The following is a 19,123-nucleotide window of genomic DNA, read 5'->3' as shown; positions in this document are numbered from 1 at the left end:
TAGCACAAGAAAGGAAAAAAGTAAACTAAATTTTCTGAATATTATGGTAGACATGCAATAACTCTACTCTATTACTCGTGTTCATTTTCCACTGCTATTCTAAGAAAAACTTAGCAAGTCTAAAGACTTATTTAATAGAAGGGTAGTATAGTCCGGATCATCCTTGAGTTCTTTTATGGAAGTCTGAACCAACTCCAAATTATCTGTAATCATCCCATCCACTCCTAAGCGAAAAGATTTGACGATGCTATCCTCATCATTAATAGTCCAGTCATAGAGGCGTTTGTCGGATTGCCAGAGTTTATTGACAAAATTTTCATCCAAGGTTGAATATTCCATGGTGTAGCCAGAAGCTTTAGTCCGTGGAAAGATTGTATTATAGGGCAGGATAAAAAAGCTGGGGATAGAAGAGTCATATTTGACTACCTGATCGATGACTTGGTAGTCCAAAGACTGAATCTGGTGTTGATAAACCTTGATTTTGGCACCATACTTGCTCAAGAATCGCTCCATCATATCCTTGGAGTCTTTCTTGCTGGTCTTGATTTCTATCAAGAGGCGCTGTCCGAGTTGATTGGCACGAGTAAAGTAATCGTCAAAGCTAGAAATCTTAGCCCGATAGCCATTTTCTGAAATCTCTAGCGAAGTTAGTTCGGCCAAGGTTAGGTCTTGAGGCTGGGCATCAAGACCTGCCAACTGCTTCAGATTTGCGTCATGCATCATGACAAATTGCCCATCCTTGGTTTCCTGCACATCCATTTCTACCAAGTCAGGTTTGAGCAAGGCTGTTTTTTCCAGCGCTTCTACGGTATTTTGGATTCCATTTTCCCTCGAAACCCCTCTATGGGAAATCGTAATCGGAACGTTCTCCAAAGGGAAATTTAGATAGACATAACCTTCTAATGCGAAGCTTAAGCTGGCAATAGTCAGAACAAACCAACGCATTAGAGACAGGCCTCTTTTCGTTGGATAGTCATTTAAGGTACGATCTGTCAGGAAGGAGACAAATTTGAGAAGGAAATAGGACAACATAGCATAGTAGGCAAACTTAATCAGGACAAAAGCTACAATACCGCTAAAGAGGACAACCTCATTTGGTTGAGTGTGCATGTACCGCTGTCCTAGTATAGCTGGAGCTGCGAGAAAAGTATAAAGCAGAAAGCTTTTGATAATAATCCAAAAAAGATGCCTAGTGTAAAAGAAAAGGCGGTTCTTAGTCTTGGCCAGACTAAAGCGAATTGCCTGAGGAACTGTCGCATGCTCAAAAAAGAGCTGTGGTAGGGCAAACATTAGTCGCACTGCCACCAGAAGCATGCCGACCACAAGAAGTCCCATGAAAACAGCGAACAAAATATTATTTGCCAAATAGGTGACAATAAAATCCGGAACCAAAATTTTATTGAGATAGTATATTTTCAAAATTTGGCGCAAGAAGGGAAAAAGAAAGCCCATATAAAGTACGATAAAGAGCATTTTCCCTGGTCCAGCCTTCTTGACAATAGCAAAACTGTCCCTAAATGTTTTTCCAAGAAAAGCGAATACTGGTCGATTTTCTTGGTCCAAAAGGTTGCGAATCCCCATGAAAATCATGCCGCTCTGGAAATAGGCGACAAAGAGATTAACCACAACGAGGACTAGAAAACCTAGACCGACCAGCCAATTAGAGCTGAGGACTGCCCAGGCATTGTTATAAGACAAAAAGAGATAGCCTGTCTGTTTGAGCAGGTATTCTGCTGCGTAGGAATTAAAGGGGATCCATGCATACTCCATCATCATAAAGACCATGAAAAAGAGAACTAGGATCTTATCTAAATTATGATAAAAGCGCTTAAAGCTAAGTTTTTCTGGTTTCATCTTATTTTCTTCTTTCAGAAATTTGGGCGAAAAAGGGATAGGCAAACTCTAACAAAGACTAAATGGCTCCTGAAAATCTGCGTTTGGCAGTTTCTCTGCCTTATCTCTACTCTTTCTTTGAAAAATAAATCTCAGCTTTTCAACTGAGATTTTCTTTCTTATTTACCAAACAAACGAGCAAAAAAACCTTTGTTTTCCTGCTTCTGCACCTTCTCTTTGGCTTCATCCAGCTCCAAAAGAAGGGTTTCCCGCTCGCTCATAGCCTTGGCTGTCAACTGTTGCTGCTGGTCTAGCTGCTTATCTTTTTCAGCAATTTGCACGTCCTTGACACGGAGTTGTTCGTCTTTCTTAGCCAACTGATTATCTTTAGCCTTGAGTTGCTCATAAAGACGCAAAATCTCAGCATTTTTTTCATCCACTAAGATTTCCATCAACTCGCGCTGCTTGACTTCCTCACTGACAGGCTCATCTTCAAAAATGGTCTTTTTATAAATTTCTTCTAGCTTAATCAGGCCACTACGGGTCACGACTGTGACACCTTTTTCATTTTTTTCTGTATCCTCTGGCGGCAAGGCCTTGACACGATTATTGATTGCCTGACGGCTGACTCCTAAAATCTCGGCCAGCTCGCTGACTGTCTTTTCAATTGCCATAATTTCCTCTGAAACTTTTTCTAGATATAGTTACCTAAATCTTATCATATCAAGGCTTAACTGTCAAATAGAGCAAAAAAGCGAAGCAATATATTGCTCCACTTTCCTAGCTTTCTATAGTTCAACTTGAAAAATTTCCAAGCTCTGCATTTCTTCTTTAGTCAAGCGTCGCCATTGCCCCAGTTCCAGATTTGGATCTAGCTGCAAAGGTCCCATAGACAAACGCTGAAGGTCCGTGACTTCCTTCCCACAAGCTAAAACCATCCGCTTCACCTGATGAAACTTACCCTCTGATAGGGTGATACGGACCAGACTGGTCTTCGCCACCTCATCTCTTTCAAGAATTTCGAGTTGGGCAGGCTGACAAGTGAAATCTTTGAGTTCGATTCCTTGAGCAAAACGCTCAACATCTGCCTGATCCATCAGACCGGCAACCTGAGCTTGATAAACCTTAGCCACATGGCGTTTGGGAGACAGCATAGCGTGCGATAACTGACCATTATTGGTCAAAAGCAGAAGACCATGCGTATCCACATCTAACCGCCCCACAGGAAAGACTTCTTTTTGACGGGCAGTATGGTCCAACAAATCTAAAACCGTTTTATGGCGGTCATCTTCAGTGGCAGAAATGACACCCTTTTGTTTGTTTAAGAGATAGTAGACAAATTTTTCATAAACCAAGGTCTGACCATCCACCACAATCTTATCCGACCGCTCATCAATCTGTGTCTTGGCCGACGTGACTGCTGCCCCATTGACCCAGACTTGACCTTTTTTCAATAGTTGCTTGACTTGACTACGTGAGCCAAGCCCACTTTCCACTAGAAATTTATCCAAACGCATACTCTTCTCCTAAGCAGACTTTTTCTTGAGAATGCCGAATGCCAGCACTGCCATTAAAACCATCAGACTTCCCAAAACGCAAAAAATAAAGGAAGCTTGGCTTGAAAATTGACTAATCAATGACAAAAAGAAAGTTGTAGCGGTAGCTCCAGCACTACAACCTAAAATCACAATCGAAGTCACTTTATTCAGGGATTTGCTAGGGATTCTCTCGGAAAGAATATGAAAAATCGCTGTCAGACTGACACTATAAACAAAGCCAGAAGCGATGGTAACCACACTCAAGAGCAAGAGATTGGGTGCCAAACCAATCATGATCGCAGTAAAACCAAAGACCACTCCTGCAACCGTCAATAAATTTTCCTTGAAATAATGAAGAAGAGGTGCAAAGGACAAGCCTGCGGCAATACCAATCAACTGCATGCTTGAAAGAATCAAACCTGCCGTCTGAACGCTGCCCATACCAGACTTTTCAACCAGGCCGGGCACGCGCACGTTGATAACTACATTCGTCAAGACAATCACGGCTGCTACCAGGGCTAGGCCGATTGTCAGAAACCACTGTGCAGCTGTCAGACCCTTTCCTTCCTGATGAGCCTCATGATGCTTCTCCTCCTTGCCATAGGGAACAAAGAGCAGATAGAGAGTTAAAACAATCAGCCCCGACGCATAGACCAAGAAAGAGATTTCCCAGCCAAAGCGAAGCAACTGGCTCACTCCAAGTGTCAAGAGAGCCGTCCCGACAACTTCAGCCGATCCACGTAGACCGAGGGTCTGAATCCGTTCCTTGCCCTCATAACGTTCGCTGATAATCGAAATGGCCTTAGCATTGAGCAAACCAACTCCCATACCAAAGATCAGGCGCGAGGCAAAAATCACCCAATATTCCTTATTCACGAGAGGAACAAAGCCGCAAAGAGAGAAAATCAAGAGCCCCGTCACAATCATCTTTCGTTCCGATAAATATTTCTCCACTAGGCCATTTAAAACTAGCATGAGCATAATCCCAGCCGATGGCAAAGAGACCAACAATTCAATCCAACTTTCTGGCAAGTCTTTATAAAAAGCAAACATAGCCGATTGGGCACTGGAAATCGAAAAGGAGGTCGTCAACACTAAAGAAAGTGAGAGAATACTCACTTTTTCCATAAACTTTTTCATTCTATTTTCCTTTAAAAATCACACTCATTCTATCATACAGCTTTTTAGAAAAAGACGCAATCATCTTTTCTTAAAAATTCAGCCATTAAAAAGAGTATTCTTTCGAAAAATTTCTCCTCTGATAAAAGGACAAGCCCTTTCTTTATTTCTGGAGGGATTTGTGTTATGATGAAAGAAAGAAAAAGGAGAGAATCATGTCTGTTAGTGAAAAAAAATCGGTTATGGATAAATTAACCAAAGCAGCTCATTTGATTGATATGAGCGATATTATTCGCGAGGGAAATCCTACCTTGCGTGCGGTGGCTGAAGAAGTCAGCTTCCCCTTATCTGATCAGGAAATCATTTTAGGTGAGAAAATGATGCAGTTCTTGAAACATTCTCAAGATCCTGTCATGGCTGAAAAAATGGGACTCCGTGGCGGAGTTGGTCTAGCAGCGCCTCAGCTGGATATTTCTAAGCGGATTATCGCTGTGTTAGTGCCAAATCTGGAGGACGAAGAAGGAAATCCACCTAAAGAAGCCTACTCCCTAGCTCAGGTCATGTACAATCCTAAAGTTGTTGCCCACTCTGTGCAAGATGCTGCTCTAGCTGATGGAGAAGGCTGCCTTTCTGTTGACCGAGAAGTGCCAGGCTATGTTGTGCGTCATGCACGAGTGACCGTGGATTACTTTGACAAGGATGGCCAAAAACACCGCATCAAACTCAAAGGCTATAATTCTATCGTGGTTCAACACGAGATTGACCATATCAACGGCATCATGTTTTACGACCGCATCAATGAAAAAGATCCATTTGCAGTGAAGGACGGCATGCTGGTGCTGGAATAAACGACCATATATTGCAATCAAAAATACCTAGACGTTTTCACGTCTAGGTATTTCTTTTACACTATTCTAGGTGCCTCGATCCCAGAAAAGAGCCAAGAGGATCACAGCACCCAAGACTGAGGGAAGAATGGCTGTGCCCGCTAACATCGGTCCCCAGTGGCCAAAAAGCAATTGCCCAAGCCATGAACCAAACCAGCCCAAGAGGATTTTTCCGATACAGCCCATACGTTCCCCGCGGCTGGTGACAGCCCCAGCCATGAGACCAATAATAAAACCGACAAACATACTACCAATCATATAGGATCCTTCTTTCTATGCTTCTAAGAATACTTTTCAAGAAGCAGGTGGGAGCTGTCAGATTAAAAGTGCCCGTCAAAACAACTTAAAATCTTAAATTGCCCAATCTCCATTGCGGAAGATTGCTACACGGCTGCCGTCTTCGCGGATGCCATCGATATCCATTTGATTAGAGCCAATCATAAAGTCCACGTGAACATCTGAGCGGTTAAGTCCCGCAGCTTCAAGCTCTTCTTCGCTCATATCTGCTCCGCCAACCACGCTGGTCGCATAGGCTGCACCGATAGCCAAGTGGTTTGAAGCATTCTCATCGAAAAGGGTGTTAAAGAAGGTAATACCTGACTGGGAAATTGGGCTTGGATCTGGTACCAAGGCACATTCACCCAAGGCACGAGCACCCGCATTTTCAAAGACAAGATCCTTCATAACCTGGTCTCCCTTCTCAGCAGTAATGTCCACAATCTGGCCATCCTTGAAGGTCACCTTGATACCTTCGATGATATTTCCATTATAGCTAAGTGGTTTTGTAGAAGTGACATAACCATCTGCCCTACGGAAGTCAGGGGCTGTGAAGACTTCCTCTGTCGGCATATTTGGCAAGAATCCTTCGCCCTGTGCGTTGATGGCACCAGCTGATTCCCAAACGTGGTTCTTAGGCAAGCCAAGTGTCAAATCAGTCCCTGGCGCTGTGTAATGAAGAGCTGAAAATTGCTCCTTATTAAGCATTTCTGCCTTGCTCTTAAGGATAGCAGCGTGTTCTTCCCAAGCCTTCACGGGGTCTTCTTCGTAAACACGGCAGGTTTTGAAAATCTGATCCCAAAGCAAGTCTACCGCTTCCTCATCACTGGCTGCGTTTGGAAAGACCTTCTTAGCCCACTCTGTACCGGCTGCTGCAGCGACTGTCCAGCTGACTTTATTGGATTGGGTTGCGATTCGCATCGGCTTCATGGCTATCCCCATAGCCTTAGCAGAAGCCGATAATTTCTCGGCATCCACGCCATTTAAAGCTCCTGGGTCAGATGAACGAACGCCCAAGCGGCTGGCTTTCTTTTCGAGGAGATAGTTCATCTCAGCCACCTTATAGTCTGGGACATTGTCCAAGCGCTCTATCGGTGCATGGAGGAATTTCTCCCGCGTAGTCAAATCATCCGCCCACTGGACGATGACCTCGTGAGCTCCCAGAGCATAGGCCTCCTTGACAATCAAGTGAGCCAGCTCACGCTGCTCCACATCAATATTGAGCGCCACCGTGTGACCCGGCTGCACATTGATACCATTGGCAACCAATAGTTTAGCGTATTTTTCTAAGTTTTCTTTAAAATTTGGCAGAACCATAATGTTTCCTTTTCTTTCGTTATTTCTCTTTAAACAGGGATAGCAGGCTAACCGCTGCCACCGTACCGCAAATCAAAGCGGTCATTTTCAAAATCGTATCTGGGTCAAACTCCAGCTGGTAATCAAACACCTTTTGCGCAGGCTTATCCTGAGCGGAAATGGTCAATTTCATAAAAACCTCTTTCTATATTTTAGAAAAATTCATCAAAGAGACTCAACTGGTTATCCTCGGGCATATTGCCCAGGATGCCCATGTCGTCCATTTTTTCAACTAGGGTGCTAGAAAGGCCGCCACGTTTGCGGAGCTCTGTCTTAGAAAGGAATTCACCTTCTTCCCGCGCTCTAACTAATTGGCGGGCAACGTTATCACCCAGACCGTCCATGGCAGAGAATGGTGGGATAAGGGTATCTCCTTCGATGAGAAACTCGGTCGCATGGCTCTTGTAGAGATCTAGCTTTCCGAACTTGAAGCCCCGCTCCAGCATTTCATTGACGATTTCCAGAGTCGTATAAAGGTCAATTTCTACATTGGAAGCTTCGTTGTTCTTACGCTTTTCAGCGATTTCGCTCATCCGACGTTTGACGGCATCAAGACCGCCACTCATGGTCTTGATATCAAAGGCCTTAGCCCGGATGGAGAAATAAGCACAGTAGTAATAAATCGGATGATGTACCTTGAAGTAGGCTACCCGCAGGGCCATCATAACGTAGGCTGCCGCATGGGCCTTAGGGAACATGTACTTGATCTTTCCACAGGACTCGATGTACCACTCTGGCACATTGTTTTCCTTCATGGCTGCGATGTAGCCATTGCGCTCTTCTTCAGAAATCTTCAGCCAAAGGCCCTTCCGCACGCGCTCCATGATCGTAAAGGCCATCTTAGGATCCAAGCCCTTGTGCATGAGGTAAACCATGATGTCGTCCCGACAGCCGATTACGGTGGACAGGTCAGCAATCCCTTGTTTAATCAAGTCTTGAGCATTGCCCAACCAAACGTCCGTACCATGAGAAAGACCAGATAGCTGTAAGAGCTCAGCAAAGGTCGTCGGATGCGTCTCATCAACCATGCCCCGTACAAAGTTGGTCCCAAACTCCGGAATCCCCAGCATACCAGTCGGCGTGCCGATTTGCTCCTCAGTCACCCCCAGAATGTCTGTTCCAGAAAAGAGGGCCATGACACCAGCGTCATCCATAGGGATGTCATTTGGATCAATGCCAGACAAGTCCTGAAGCTTCCGAATCATGGTCGGATCATCATGCCCCAGCACATCGAGTTTGAGGACGTTCTCATCGATATCGTGGAAGTTAAAGTGGGTCGTTTGCCATTCGGCCGTCACATCGTCAGCTGGATATTGGACCGGTGTAAAGTCATAAACATCCATGTAGTTAGGGATAACAACGATTCCGCCCGGGTGTTGTCCAGTCGTCCTCTTGACTCCGGCCGCTCCCTGCGCCAGACGCTCAACTTCGGCGTCTCGGTAGAACTTCCCGTAGTCGCGCTCGTAACCCTTGACAAATCCATAGGCCGTCTTAGCAGCCACCGTACCAACCGTTCCTGCACGAAAGGCATACTCCTCACCAAAGATATCCCGTACGTCCAAGTGGGCGCTAGGCTGATCTTCCCCCGAGAAGTTCAAGTCAATATCGGGTACCTTGTCCCCGTCAAATCCAAGGAAGGTCTCAAATGGAATATCCTGACCGTTCTTGCTCAGCTTGTGACCACATTCTGGGCAGTCCTTATCCGGCATGTCGAAGCCAGAACCATAGGAGCCGTCCGTGATGAACTCGCTGTATTGACATTTGCCACAGACATAGTGGGGCGATAGAGGATTAACCTCGGTAATCCCAATCATAGTCGCGACAAAGCTGGATCCAACAGACCCCCGTGAACCTACCAGATAGCCCCGCTCGTTAGAGCGTTGCACCAACATCTGCGAAGCCAGATAGATCACGGCAAAACCATTCCCCAAGATGGAGGTCAGCTCTTTTTCGATCCGCAAGTCCACGATATCTGGCAGCGGATTGCCATAAATCTCAAAGGCTTTTTGATAGGTCAGCTCGGCAACTGTCTCCTCAGCCTTGTCAATGAAAGGCGTATAAAGATCGCCCTTGACCACCTCTACCGGCTCAAAGGTCTCCGCCAGCTGATTCGGATTGGTGATGACTAACTTCTTAGCCAAATCCTCGCCTAGAAAGGCAAATTCGTCCAGCATCTCATTAGTGGTCCGAAAATGAGCCTTAGGAAGCGGAGCCGGCTGGGCATTTTCACCATGACCAATGGTCCGGTTAATCACGGCTCCCTGACCGAGACTCCGGACGATAATTTCACGATAAATTTCTTCTTCCGGCTCGATATAGTGGACGTTCCCCGTCGCAAGGACAGGCTTGCCTAAACGATCGCCGACCTCAATCAGATTACGAATAATGGTCTGCAGTTCTTCCTGGTCCTTGATTTGCTCCTTGGCAATCAGTGGCTCATAGATGGCCGGTGGCATGACCTCGATAAAGTCATAATACTTGGCTACTTCGACAGCCGCATCCACCCCCTGAGAGACAACAGCATCATAGACTTCGCCTTCTGAGCAGGCTGAGCCCAGAATCAGGCCTTCACGATGAGCATCCAGCACGGTCCGTGGAATCCGCGGGACGCCTTCGAAATACTTGGTATTGGACAGACTGACTAGTTTGAAAATATTCTTGAGCCCCGTCTGATTTTTAACATAAATAGTCGCATGCTTGACCCGAGCCTTCTTGTAAGAATTCTCATCGACCAGATCCGTATTCAAATCCTTGAGATTAGTCACACCATGCTTTTCAGCTACATCCTTGATAAAGATAAAGAGGAGACGGCCCGTCGCTTCCGCGTCATAGTTGGCCATGTGGTGGTGCTCCAGAGCAATCTGGAACCGCTTGGTCAAAGGCCCCAGACCATGGCGCTTGTACTCTGGATAGAGATTGCGGGCAAATTCCAGCGTGTCAATGACTGGCTGAGTGATTTTCGGCAGGCCATGCCGCTCATAGTTGACATTCATAAAACCCACGTCAAAGGTGGCATTATGGGCAACGAGGACACTGTCCTGGCAAAATTCCTGAAATTCTTTCAGCACCTGCTCTAGCGGCTTGGCATTGCGAACATGCTCATCCGTAATCCCGGTCAAGTCCGTCGTAAAGGCCGACAGAGGATGCCCAGGATTGATAAACTCATCAAACTCAGCGATGATATTGCCCTTGTGCATCTTGCTGGCAGCAACCTGAATCAAGTCATTGTATACCGCCGAAAGTCCCGTCGTCTCCACGTCAAAAACTACATAAGTCGCATCGCTCAGCGCCATGTCCACTTCATTGTAGACGATGGGCACCCGGTCTTCTACAATATTGGCCTCCATACCGTAAATCAGCTGAATACCAGCTTTCTTGGCAGCTTTATAGCCATGGGGAAAGCTCTGCACATTGCCATGGTCGGTAATAGCGACAGCCTTGTGGCCCCACTTGGCTGCTGTTGCAACGATTTCCTCTACCTCAGGCAAGGCGTCCATAGTAGACATATTGGTATGGGCGTGAAACTCAACCCGCTTCTGGCCCTCAGGCATCAAGTCCTTGCGCTCATAGTGGGTAACAGCCTGAACATCCTGCACATTCATGGTCAGGTCGCGGGTGAAATTGTTCATCTCCACATTTCCCCGCACCCGCAGCCAGGCGCCTTTCTTAATCATGTCAAACTTCTTGGCTTCTTCTTCGTTTTTCATCCATTTTTGCAAGGAGAAGCTAGAAGTGTAGTCTGTCATTTTGAAGTTAAGCAAGACTCGGCCGGTCCGAGTAACCTTCTGCTCCAAGTCAAAGACCATTCCCTCGAAAACCAGACGGTTTTCCTCAGTCTGAACTTCGATCATAGGAGTAATCTCTGCCTTATCCAGATTTGGTTTAGCCGCAGCCTTTCGAGCTTGGAAATCATAAGTCGGCTTTTCCTCTGGCGGTGGTGCCATCTGTTGCAGGGATTCCATGGCTTTGAGTGCCTCTTCATTAGCCGCCTGAACAATCTTGTCATTCTCCGCTTGAAAATTCTCCGCTTGCTGCTGGGTCAGCTCATCACTGTGCTGCACCTGACAAGTCAGATGAGGGAAGCCGTATTTGACCAGCTGGCGACTGAGATTTGGCAGGTGATTCTTACGAAAATGCTCCGTATCAATGGTCGAAGCCCCCTCAATCAGCAGCTTGTCCCCATCCAAATGAACCCGCAAATCCTGATACAGGCTCTTGAAGCCATGACTAGCACAAGGCCCTTCCTCAAAGGCCAGCTGGTAATAAGCCTGCAAGAGCTCGTCCGATACCTGAGGATTCTGACAGTGAATTTCAAAAACGGCTTGATTGCCCGTCTTAGAAAACTCTTGAGCTAAGCGCTTCTGCAATTCCCGAAAAATCTCAATGGGCAGAATATTCGCAAAAGAAAAATGAAACTCCCAGACCCGACTGACCTTGTGGACCAGAACCTTCTCAATTTCAGCATTCAAAAAGGCCTCTGAATTTCTCATTTCCAGTGGCATATCCAGCTGATGCATTAAAATTTCAAACTTGTTTGACATGGTATTTCCTCGTACAGTAGTGACCCTATTTTACCATAAATCAGCACTTTTTTCGACAGAAAAAGAGCGGAGTAAAGCTGTTGATGTCTATATATTTATCTATTTTCTTGTCTTAAAACTAAGTTATGCTATAATAGAACAGAACATCTATCCAAAGGAGTCTGAATCATGAAAAAAATTCTCTTAGCTAGCGCCTGTCTGCTGGCTTTGACTGCCTGCAGCATGCCTAAGCAAACTAAGCACGAAAACAAACCCAACCAAAGTCAGAGCCAAAGCAAGCCCCAAAAAGAAGAAAAGGTAAAAACCAAAACTTTTGCTTACAACATGCCTAACGGATACAATAATAAAATTGTTACTTATTATCAAAAAGATAAGATTCGAGCCTTCGATTTTATGGCTACGAAACCGACTCAAGAGGACGAGCAAAACAAGAGTCCTGAAGAAATCAGTAACATTTATCAGGAAGAATTGAAAGCCAGTGACTTTTATGATAAATTCAGCAAGTTAGATGGAGTCACACTTGAAGTCAAAGTTTCAGAGGACAAGAAAACCGTTGCACAAGTTGCCCACTTTGATCTCAGCAAAGCAAAAGAAAAACAAGTCATGGCTGCTTTAGGGGAAACAACTAAAGATAACCTATTCAAAAAGCTTAAGGAAAAGCCCGAAGATTTCTTTGCTTTTCTGCTATCTCAAGGTTTCACAGAAGAATGAAATCTTTTCTGACTTATTTTTTACTTTAGAAACTATCCTGTCTTGCTAGCCAGCTCCTTAGTTCGCCAGCAAGAAAAAACTTAGAAAATATTTTTTAGAGCAAGCTATTGACTTTCACTTCTCCAATAGCATGATTTTCAAGGAGTTTTTATGCGCTTAACTAAAAAAACTGTTTTTATTGGTATCGCTTCTCTTCTTATTTTGGGCTTAGCTTCATGGGGAGTAAATTTATTTCTCGTTATGAACAACGCTCAGAAAAGTTTTGATAAAAATTTTATTCACTTTCAAGCTAAAAGTGATGACAACGAAACTTTTATTACACAAGGCATCGGAAAAAAAGAAGCCTATAATTTATCCTACTCTCCTGCTAAGAAGACCATTGAGATAAGCAAATCGATTAAAAATGGAGATATCTATTCTTCCGATTCCATTTACGGAGCAGTAAAAGTCTATGATATAAAGCAAAACGCTAATCGCTATGTCTTTATAACAGCTGCAAAACCAATAATCGTTGACTTCGGAATAACTTCAGTCAAGGTAACTTATGACGGAGGTCATTTTGAAACTCCATACTCTGAGCTGCATTTTGGTGAATCTTTCCCTAGTGAAGACAACTAGATAGGAAGTATTCCAGATCGTCAATCTCTATTTATGAACTAACCGAGCTAATAAGCTATGGTTAGTTTTTGTTTGCAAAAAAAGCGGTTGAAACCGCTTTTTATCTCAATACTGCTTCTGCCAGCGCTTTTTGGATGGCAATGACACTTTTATCACTTCGGAAAGTTAGGGTTTCAGCTGGTTCCTCAGCACTGGAAACCCAGATTTTCAGCTCAGCATCTAGATCAAAGTGGCCAGCCGTTTCCACCGAAAAGCGAGAAATGGAGCGATAAGGATAAGACTTATAAGCCGTTTTCTTACCTGTCACTCCCTGCTTGTCCACCAAAATCAACCGCTTATCTGTAAAGACAATCAAGTCGCGAATGAGGCTGAATGCCAGCTCCACATTTTCTGCTGGCGTCAAAATGTTCTCCAACTCTCTTTCTGTTTTTTCAATATCCTTCTGAGAAGCATTGCCCAATAAACCGCTGAATAATCCCATCATTCATTCCTCCAATTCATTTTTCCCTACTATAGCATTTTCAAGGCCAATAAGCAAAAGAAAACTGCCAGACAAAACTGGCAGTTGATTTTATTTTGTCAAAATAGACAGAGTTTCTAGCAGATTATCGGCGTGGACTTCAATAGTATCCCCGGTAGCCTTAATCTTGACTTCGACAATGCCTTCTGCGGCTTTCTTACCAACTGTTACACGGATTGGGAGACCAATCAAATCGCTGTCGCTGAACTTGACACCCGCGCGCTCATTGCGATCATCCACCAAGACTTCATAACCCGCACTCAACAAGTTAGCCTCGATTTGGTCAGTCAGAGCCAGAGCTTCCTCGTCCTTGACATTGACCGGAATCAAGTGCACGTCAAATGGTGCCAGTTCTTTCGGAAAGTTGATTCCCCAAGCATAGCGGAATTCACCCTTAGGAGTTTTATTGACAAAGAGGCGAGCGTGTTGCTCCATAACGGCGGACAGGAGACGGCTGACACCGATACCGTAGCAGCCCATAATCATCGGCACTGCTCGGCCATTTTCGTCCAAGACATTGGCGTTCATGCTGTCAGAATAGCGAGTTCCCAGCTTGAAGATGTGCCCAATCTCAATCCCACGAGCAAACTTGAGGATACCTTGACCGTCCGGAGACACTTCACCTTCACGAACTTCGCGGATATCCACATACTCTGGGCTAAAGTCACGGCCTGGATTAACACCAGTCAGGTGATAGCCATCTTCATTGGCTCCTGCTACAGCGTTAGAAAGGTCTTGGACTCTACGGTCCGCGATAATGGTCACATCTTCTGGCAGATTGACTGGGCCTAGTGAGCCAAAGCCTGCGCCCAAGATCTGACGAACATCCTCTTCACTAGCGACTTCAAAGAAATCAGCTCCCAGATGATTTTTCAGCTTAACTTCGTTGAGTTGGTCATTGCCGACAAGGAGCGCTACGACAGGCTTTTCATCAGCCATGTAAACCAAGGTCTTGATTGTTTTTTCTGTATCGACTTGTAGGAAAGCTGCCACCTCATCAATGGTCTTGCAGTCAGGAGTTTCCACACGCACCAACTCTGCTTCAGTCACTACTTTTTTGTTTGGTTTGTAAGCATTGGTCGCCATTTCTAGGTTGGCTGCATAGCTAGACTCACTAGAGTAAGCAATCGTATCTTCACCAGAGACCATCCACTTGAGCAATTCTGCCTTGATTTCTTCTTGCACTTCTGCAGGAATCTCATCAAATGAGGCAACTGACTTGTCCAAAACGACCCAACGGTCAAGGTCTGTACGAGCAGGCGTGATCGCCATAAATTCCTGACTATCCTTACCACCCATAGCGCCGCCGTCACCAATAATGGCTTTGAAATCTAGCTCGCTGCGAGTGAAGATTTTCTCATAAGCAGATTTGTACTCATCATAAGTTACATCCAAACTATCATAGTTGGCATGGAAACTATAACCGTCTTTCATGATAAACTCACGAGTACGAAGAAGTCCATTACGTGGGCGCTTTTCGTCGCGGTACTTAGGTTGGATTTGATAGAGGTTGAGTGGCAATTGCTTGTATGATTTAACAGAGTCACGGACAATGGAAGTGAAGGTCTCTTCGTGTGTAGGACCTAGGATAAAGTCTGACTTTTCGCGATTTTTTAGCTTGTAGAGGTCTTCACCGTAGGTTTCATAACGACCTGACTCGCGCCAGAGGTCCGCACTAAGCAGGGCAGGCGCCAGCATTTCAACCGCACCAATCTTATCAAACTCTTCCCGCATGATTTTTTTCGCTTTTTCAATGACGCGGTTGGCCAGTGGCAGATAAGAGTAAACTCCCGCAGAAACTTGGCGAACATAGCCAGCCCGCAACATAAGGGCATGGCTGATAACCTGAGCATCACTTGGCATTTCACGTAGCGTTGGGATTAGCATTTTACTTTGTTTCATAAAAACAAAACTCCTTCATAGAATATTTTTAAATCTTTTAAAATGTTAGAAGAACAATTTCATAATATCATTCCAAGTCACAGCGATCATAAGGACAACCATGACAGCTACCCCTGCGAGGGTAACATAGCTTTCTGTTTCCCGTTTCAAGGGTTTGCGACGGATAGCCTCAAGGATATTGAGAACAATTTTTCCACCGTCCAAAGCCGGAATCGGAATTAGATTAAAGATCCCGATATTAAGGGACAGCATAGCTAAGAGACTCAGAATAGCCGGCAGACCTTGCTGAGCTGCCTGACTGCTGACATTATAAATAGCAACTGGACCGCCTAATTTATTTAAATTAAAGTTAAAAATCAAATCTTTCAAAGCCGTCAAAATCCGACCAGTGGTCGTCCAAGTAGCGGTAAAACCTCCGACCACCTTGTCCCAAAAACCAGTTTTGATAGCAGGTGAAACGCCCAATAGATAGCGATCCCCCTCTTTTTTAGGCTCGATGTCCACTTTATGAGTCTGACTGCCGCTCTTATAAGTGATGGTCAATTTTGGTGCATCTGCCTTATCCTTCGTCGCTTCTGACACTGCTTTAGTCAGGTCATCCCAGTTTGCAATCTCATAATTGTCGACTTTCAGAATCTGGTCATCGCTTTTCACCCCTGCCTTGGCAACGGCGCTACCTTCCAGCACCTGAAAATGATTGCTACTTTCATCTTGGACTCCACCTTGCAGAAAGGCCAAGAGCATGAAAACTAGAATACTCAAAATGAAATTGTTCATAGGGCCAGCAAAATTGGTGATGAGTCGCCCCCAGATAGTCGCATTTTGATACTGGACATCCAGCGGAGCAATCCGAACTTCCGTTCCGTCTTCCTCAACAATGGTCGCATCGTGGTCAACAGAATAAGTCCTGGTCGCATCCAAGACCAGCCCTGTAATCTCCAGCTTTTCTTCAAAATCAAAACTGGTCACATTCATAGGCAGAGCCGTCTGATCAATTTTCTTGCTAGACAGATTGATGCGGACGACTTTTCCATCTTCATTCAAGGTCAGACTAGCTGGCGTACCTGTTTTAATTTCTGTCGAATCCTCGCCCCAGCCAGCCATGCGGACATAACCACCGAGCGGCAAAATCCGAATCGTATAGGCTGTTCCATCCTTGCCAATATGAGCAAAGATTTTCGGGCCCATCCCAATGGCAAACTCACGAACTAAAATGCCTGATTTTTTGGCAAAGTAGAAATGTCCAAACTCATGAACCACCACGATGATCCCAAAAATAATAATAAATGTAATAATCTGCATAAGTCTAATCTTTCTCTTAAGATTGTTCATTAAGCCAAGAAGGCTTTCGGCTGCTTGGCCACCAAACCCCTTAAAACAGGCCAAAGAGGTGCATCAGTGGAAAGACAAAAAGCAAGCTATCAAAGCGATCCAAAACGCCGCCATGCCCAGGAATAAACTTCCCTGAGTCTTTGACACCAAAGTGACGCTTAATAGCGCTCTCTACCAAGTCACCGAATTGGCCAGCAATACTAAAGACAACAGTCAAGAGCAGCATGGTCACAAAGCTATACGGAGTGGCAACTTGCGGACGAACAGACATAAAAATCGCAGAAACCAGCACTGCTGAGATAATGCCTCCTAAACTGCCTTCAATGGTTTTATTTGGCGATACCTTTGGCAATAATTTTCTCCGTCCGTAGCGGGTACCAACCAGATAGGCCCCACTGTCTGTCGCCCAGACGATAAAGAGAGCCAGCAAAACCTTGTCCACATTCACCAAACGGGCATCGATCAAAGCATTAAAACCTAGACCGACATAAAAACTAGAAGCAATCGGATAAGCCGCATCCTCAAAGCTATAAGAGGAACCTAAAACAGTCGCTCCTAGCAAGGCAAAAACAACCAAACCATAAGCCATCACATTGCCGTCCACGGGCAAGAACTTCAAGTAATTCTCAAGTGGCAAGGTTAAGACAAAAGCTGCCAGCATAGCCAATCCGCCTTCTAAGGTCGCTGTCGGAAGCCCCTTCATCTTAAGCAATTCATGCACTGCTAGCATAGCTAAAAGACCAACACTGATCTGGAAGGGAATCCCTCCCATCTTCACTAGAGGAATAAAAATAGCTAGAGCAATTCCTCCAAAAAGAAGACGTCTTTGTAAATCAAAACTCATCTTTTTCTTCCCCCTTTATACACCGCCGAAGCGGCGATTGCGGCGATTATACTCTACAACCGCATCTTTCAAAGTCTTCTCATCGAAATCCGGCCAAAGAATATCTGTAAAATACAACTCGCTATATGCTGTCTGCCAAGGGAGGAAATTGCTAAGGCGCAGCTCGCCACTCGTACGAATGACCAAGTCAGGATCCCGTAAACTTGCAGGCAGACTGCTTGTGTAGAGATAAGCTCCAAGCATTTCCTCTGTAATATCAGCTGGTTGGACTTTCGCATCTAAAACATCTTGGGCAAGCTTCTGAACCGCTTGATTAATTTCAGCTCGGCCGCCGTAGTTCAGGGCGAAATTCAAAATCAACCCCGTATTCAAGCGAGTCAGCTCCTCAGCCTTCTCCAAGGCCTCAAAGGTTGCTTTAGGAAGTCGCTTCGTGTCGCCAATCATTTGAATTTTCACATTGTTTCTGTGCAATTCTGGCACATAGCGATCATAAAACTCAACCGGCAAATTCATAATGAAAGACACTTCTTTTTCTGGCCGCGCCCAGTTTTCCGTTGAAAAGGCATAGACCGTCAAGACCTGCACACCCATCTCCTTGGCTGCAATCGTCACTTCTTGCAAGGCTTCCATACCTGCCTTATGGCCAAAGACGCGCGGCTGCATACGTTTTTTAGCCCAACGACCATTGCCATCCATGATAATCCCTATATGCTTGGGAACAAGCAAGGCCTCATCGAGCTTTTCTTTTTTCTTAAAACTAAACATATTTTTTATCCTATTTAAAGTTTTATCATTTCATTATATCATAAATCCTTTAAATGTGGGCAGGAGAGCTGATTTTTCGTCTATCAGAGCTGATGATAAATAGTTAGTAGTGGATGTAGGCAGGTTTCGCTAGTATTGTGCAACTATAATATTGTAAAAGATGAGCTTACAAAATGTCCTTAAAATAAAAAAGACAGCCTCTCGACTGCCCTATATCCTATTCTTCAATTGCAGTATCTTCATCAGACACAGCGATATCGCCTTCCACTCCCGTAGCAGCTGGGATGCCTTCTGTCAATGGCAAAACCGTCTTAATGGCTGCCAATTCAAATGTCAAGAAAACACCGTCTACGTCCAAGACAACAGTCTTACGCTCTGAATCAACTTCGTCAACAGTTCCGTAAAGGCCACCAATGGTAATGACTTCATAGCCTTTTTGCAGTTTATTAAGGCTTTCCATCCGTTTTTCAGCTTGCTTTTTCTGTGTCCGTACTTGGAAATACATCATTCCTACTAGCACAACAAAAAAAATAATCATCATTGTTGGATTCATTTCTCTTCTCCTTTGGAATTCATCTACTAATTACTATAGCAGATTTTGGCCATTTTGACAAGGCAGGAAAATGATTTCCAAAAGAGAGTGGGACAGACAGCCATGACGACATAGCCGTCACCCACAGAAACATGAAAATAAAGACAACAGCCCTCATTTAGAAGTATAATCTAAGTGAGGGCTTTGTGGTTGATAATTTCTTGAATATCACTTTCGCGGGACAAACTAATCCACTCTACCGACGAGTACCCCAAAATATCGCCTTGAGCATGAGTATAAAAATACGACAACGTTATCGGTAGACAAGCTCTCTGACTTTATAAATGGA

The 19,123-nt window shown here is 44.8% G+C and carries 17 protein-coding genes; 3 read left to right on the top strand and 14 right to left on the bottom strand.

The window, feature by feature from the left end:
• Positions 1-99: 99 nt before the first annotated feature.
• From D8793_RS10835 to D8793_RS10820, 4 genes are all read right to left on the bottom strand, one after another.
• On the bottom strand, positions 100-1,854 hold the full coding sequence (locus D8793_RS10835; RefSeq protein ID WP_125372136.1) for a glycerophosphodiester phosphodiesterase: 1,755 nt from the start codon (positions 1,852-1,854) through the stop codon (positions 100-102).
• A gap of 158 nt (positions 1,855-2,012) precedes the next feature.
• Positions 2,013-2,507 (bottom strand): DUF536 domain-containing protein, encoded by a 495-nt coding sequence (locus D8793_RS10830; RefSeq protein ID WP_005591876.1) that lies wholly within the window; start codon positions 2,505-2,507, stop codon positions 2,013-2,015.
• Between the two features lie 114 nt (positions 2,508-2,621).
• Positions 2,622-3,350, bottom strand: a complete 729-nt coding sequence (locus D8793_RS10825) for a pseudouridine synthase (RefSeq protein ID WP_125372134.1) — start codon at positions 3,348-3,350, stop codon at positions 2,622-2,624.
• A gap of 9 nt (positions 3,351-3,359) precedes the next feature.
• On the bottom strand, positions 3,360-4,511 hold the full coding sequence (locus D8793_RS10820; protein WP_125372131.1) for an MFS transporter: 1,152 nt from the start codon (positions 4,509-4,511) through the stop codon (positions 3,360-3,362).
• A gap of 194 nt (positions 4,512-4,705) precedes the next feature.
• On the opposite strand from D8793_RS10820, the gene def reads away from it, so the two are divergent.
• On the top strand, positions 4,706-5,338 hold the full coding sequence (def, locus tag D8793_RS10815) for a peptide deformylase (protein WP_005591873.1): 633 nt from the start codon (positions 4,706-4,708) through the stop codon (positions 5,336-5,338).
• Positions 5,339-5,404: 66 nt separating this feature from the next.
• On the opposite strand, the gene D8793_RS10810 is transcribed toward def, so the two are convergent.
• The 4 genes from D8793_RS10810 to D8793_RS10800 all read right to left on the bottom strand — a co-directional run bounded on the left by D8793_RS10810 (position 5,405) and on the right by D8793_RS10800 (position 11,550).
• Positions 5,405-5,635, bottom strand: coding sequence for a GlsB/YeaQ/YmgE family stress response membrane protein (locus D8793_RS10810; protein ID WP_125372128.1), 231 nt, complete (start codon positions 5,633-5,635; stop codon positions 5,405-5,407).
• 93 nt (positions 5,636-5,728) lie between these two features.
• Positions 5,729-6,970, bottom strand: a complete 1,242-nt coding sequence (locus D8793_RS10805) for an aminopeptidase (protein ID WP_125372126.1) — start codon at positions 6,968-6,970, stop codon at positions 5,729-5,731.
• Between the two features lie 19 nt (positions 6,971-6,989).
• Entirely contained in the window at positions 6,990-7,142 is a 153-nt protein-coding gene (locus D8793_RS11945; RefSeq protein ID WP_005591870.1) for a hypothetical protein, read from the bottom strand.
• Between the two features lie 19 nt (positions 7,143-7,161).
• Positions 7,162-11,550 (bottom strand): PolC-type DNA polymerase III, encoded by a 4,389-nt coding sequence (locus D8793_RS10800; RefSeq protein WP_125372124.1) that lies wholly within the window; start codon positions 11,548-11,550, stop codon positions 7,162-7,164.
• A gap of 168 nt (positions 11,551-11,718) precedes the next feature.
• Here D8793_RS10800 and D8793_RS10795 point away from each other — a divergent pair, with 168 nt between their 5' ends.
• Positions 11,719-12,261, top strand: coding sequence for a DUF1307 domain-containing protein (locus D8793_RS10795; protein ID WP_125372122.1), 543 nt, complete (start codon positions 11,719-11,721; stop codon positions 12,259-12,261).
• Positions 12,262-12,411: 150 nt separating this feature from the next.
• On the top strand, positions 12,412-12,879 hold the full coding sequence (locus tag D8793_RS10790) for a hypothetical protein (RefSeq protein WP_125372120.1): 468 nt from the start codon (positions 12,412-12,414) through the stop codon (positions 12,877-12,879).
• Between the two features lie 100 nt (positions 12,880-12,979).
• Here the strand turns inward: D8793_RS10790 and D8793_RS10785 are convergent, their stop codons facing one another.
• The 6 genes from D8793_RS10785 to yajC form a co-directional block, all read right to left on the bottom strand.
• Positions 12,980-13,363 (bottom strand): PH domain-containing protein, encoded by a 384-nt coding sequence (locus D8793_RS10785; RefSeq protein ID WP_185760303.1) that lies wholly within the window; start codon positions 13,361-13,363, stop codon positions 12,980-12,982.
• Positions 13,364-13,450: 87 nt separating this feature from the next.
• Positions 13,451-15,301, bottom strand: a complete 1,851-nt coding sequence (locus tag D8793_RS10780; RefSeq protein ID WP_125372118.1) for a proline--tRNA ligase — start codon at positions 15,299-15,301, stop codon at positions 13,451-13,453.
• Between the two features lie 45 nt (positions 15,302-15,346).
• A complete protein-coding gene (gene rseP, locus D8793_RS10775; RefSeq protein ID WP_125372116.1) occupies positions 15,347-16,603 on the bottom strand; it encodes an RIP metalloprotease RseP in 1,257 nt (418 codons plus the stop codon).
• 70 nt (positions 16,604-16,673) lie between these two features.
• Entirely contained in the window at positions 16,674-17,477 is an 804-nt protein-coding gene (locus tag D8793_RS10770; protein WP_125372114.1) for a phosphatidate cytidylyltransferase, read from the bottom strand.
• Positions 17,478-17,492: 15 nt separating this feature from the next.
• On the bottom strand, positions 17,493-18,242 hold the full coding sequence (uppS, locus tag D8793_RS10765) for an undecaprenyl pyrophosphate synthase (RefSeq protein ID WP_125372112.1): 750 nt from the start codon (positions 18,240-18,242) through the stop codon (positions 17,493-17,495).
• 217 nt (positions 18,243-18,459) lie between these two features.
• Positions 18,460-18,795 (bottom strand): preprotein translocase subunit YajC, encoded by a 336-nt coding sequence (yajC, locus tag D8793_RS10760; protein WP_125372110.1) that lies wholly within the window; start codon positions 18,793-18,795, stop codon positions 18,460-18,462.
• Positions 18,796-19,123: the final 328 nt, after the last annotated feature.

It is taken from the genome of Streptococcus cristatus (assembly GCF_003943465.1).
Classification (GTDB): domain Bacteria; phylum Bacillota; class Bacilli; order Lactobacillales; family Streptococcaceae; genus Streptococcus; species Streptococcus cristatus_C.
Note: the sequence above shows the minus strand (reverse complement) of the source record. Positions and strands in the feature narration are given on the sequence as shown.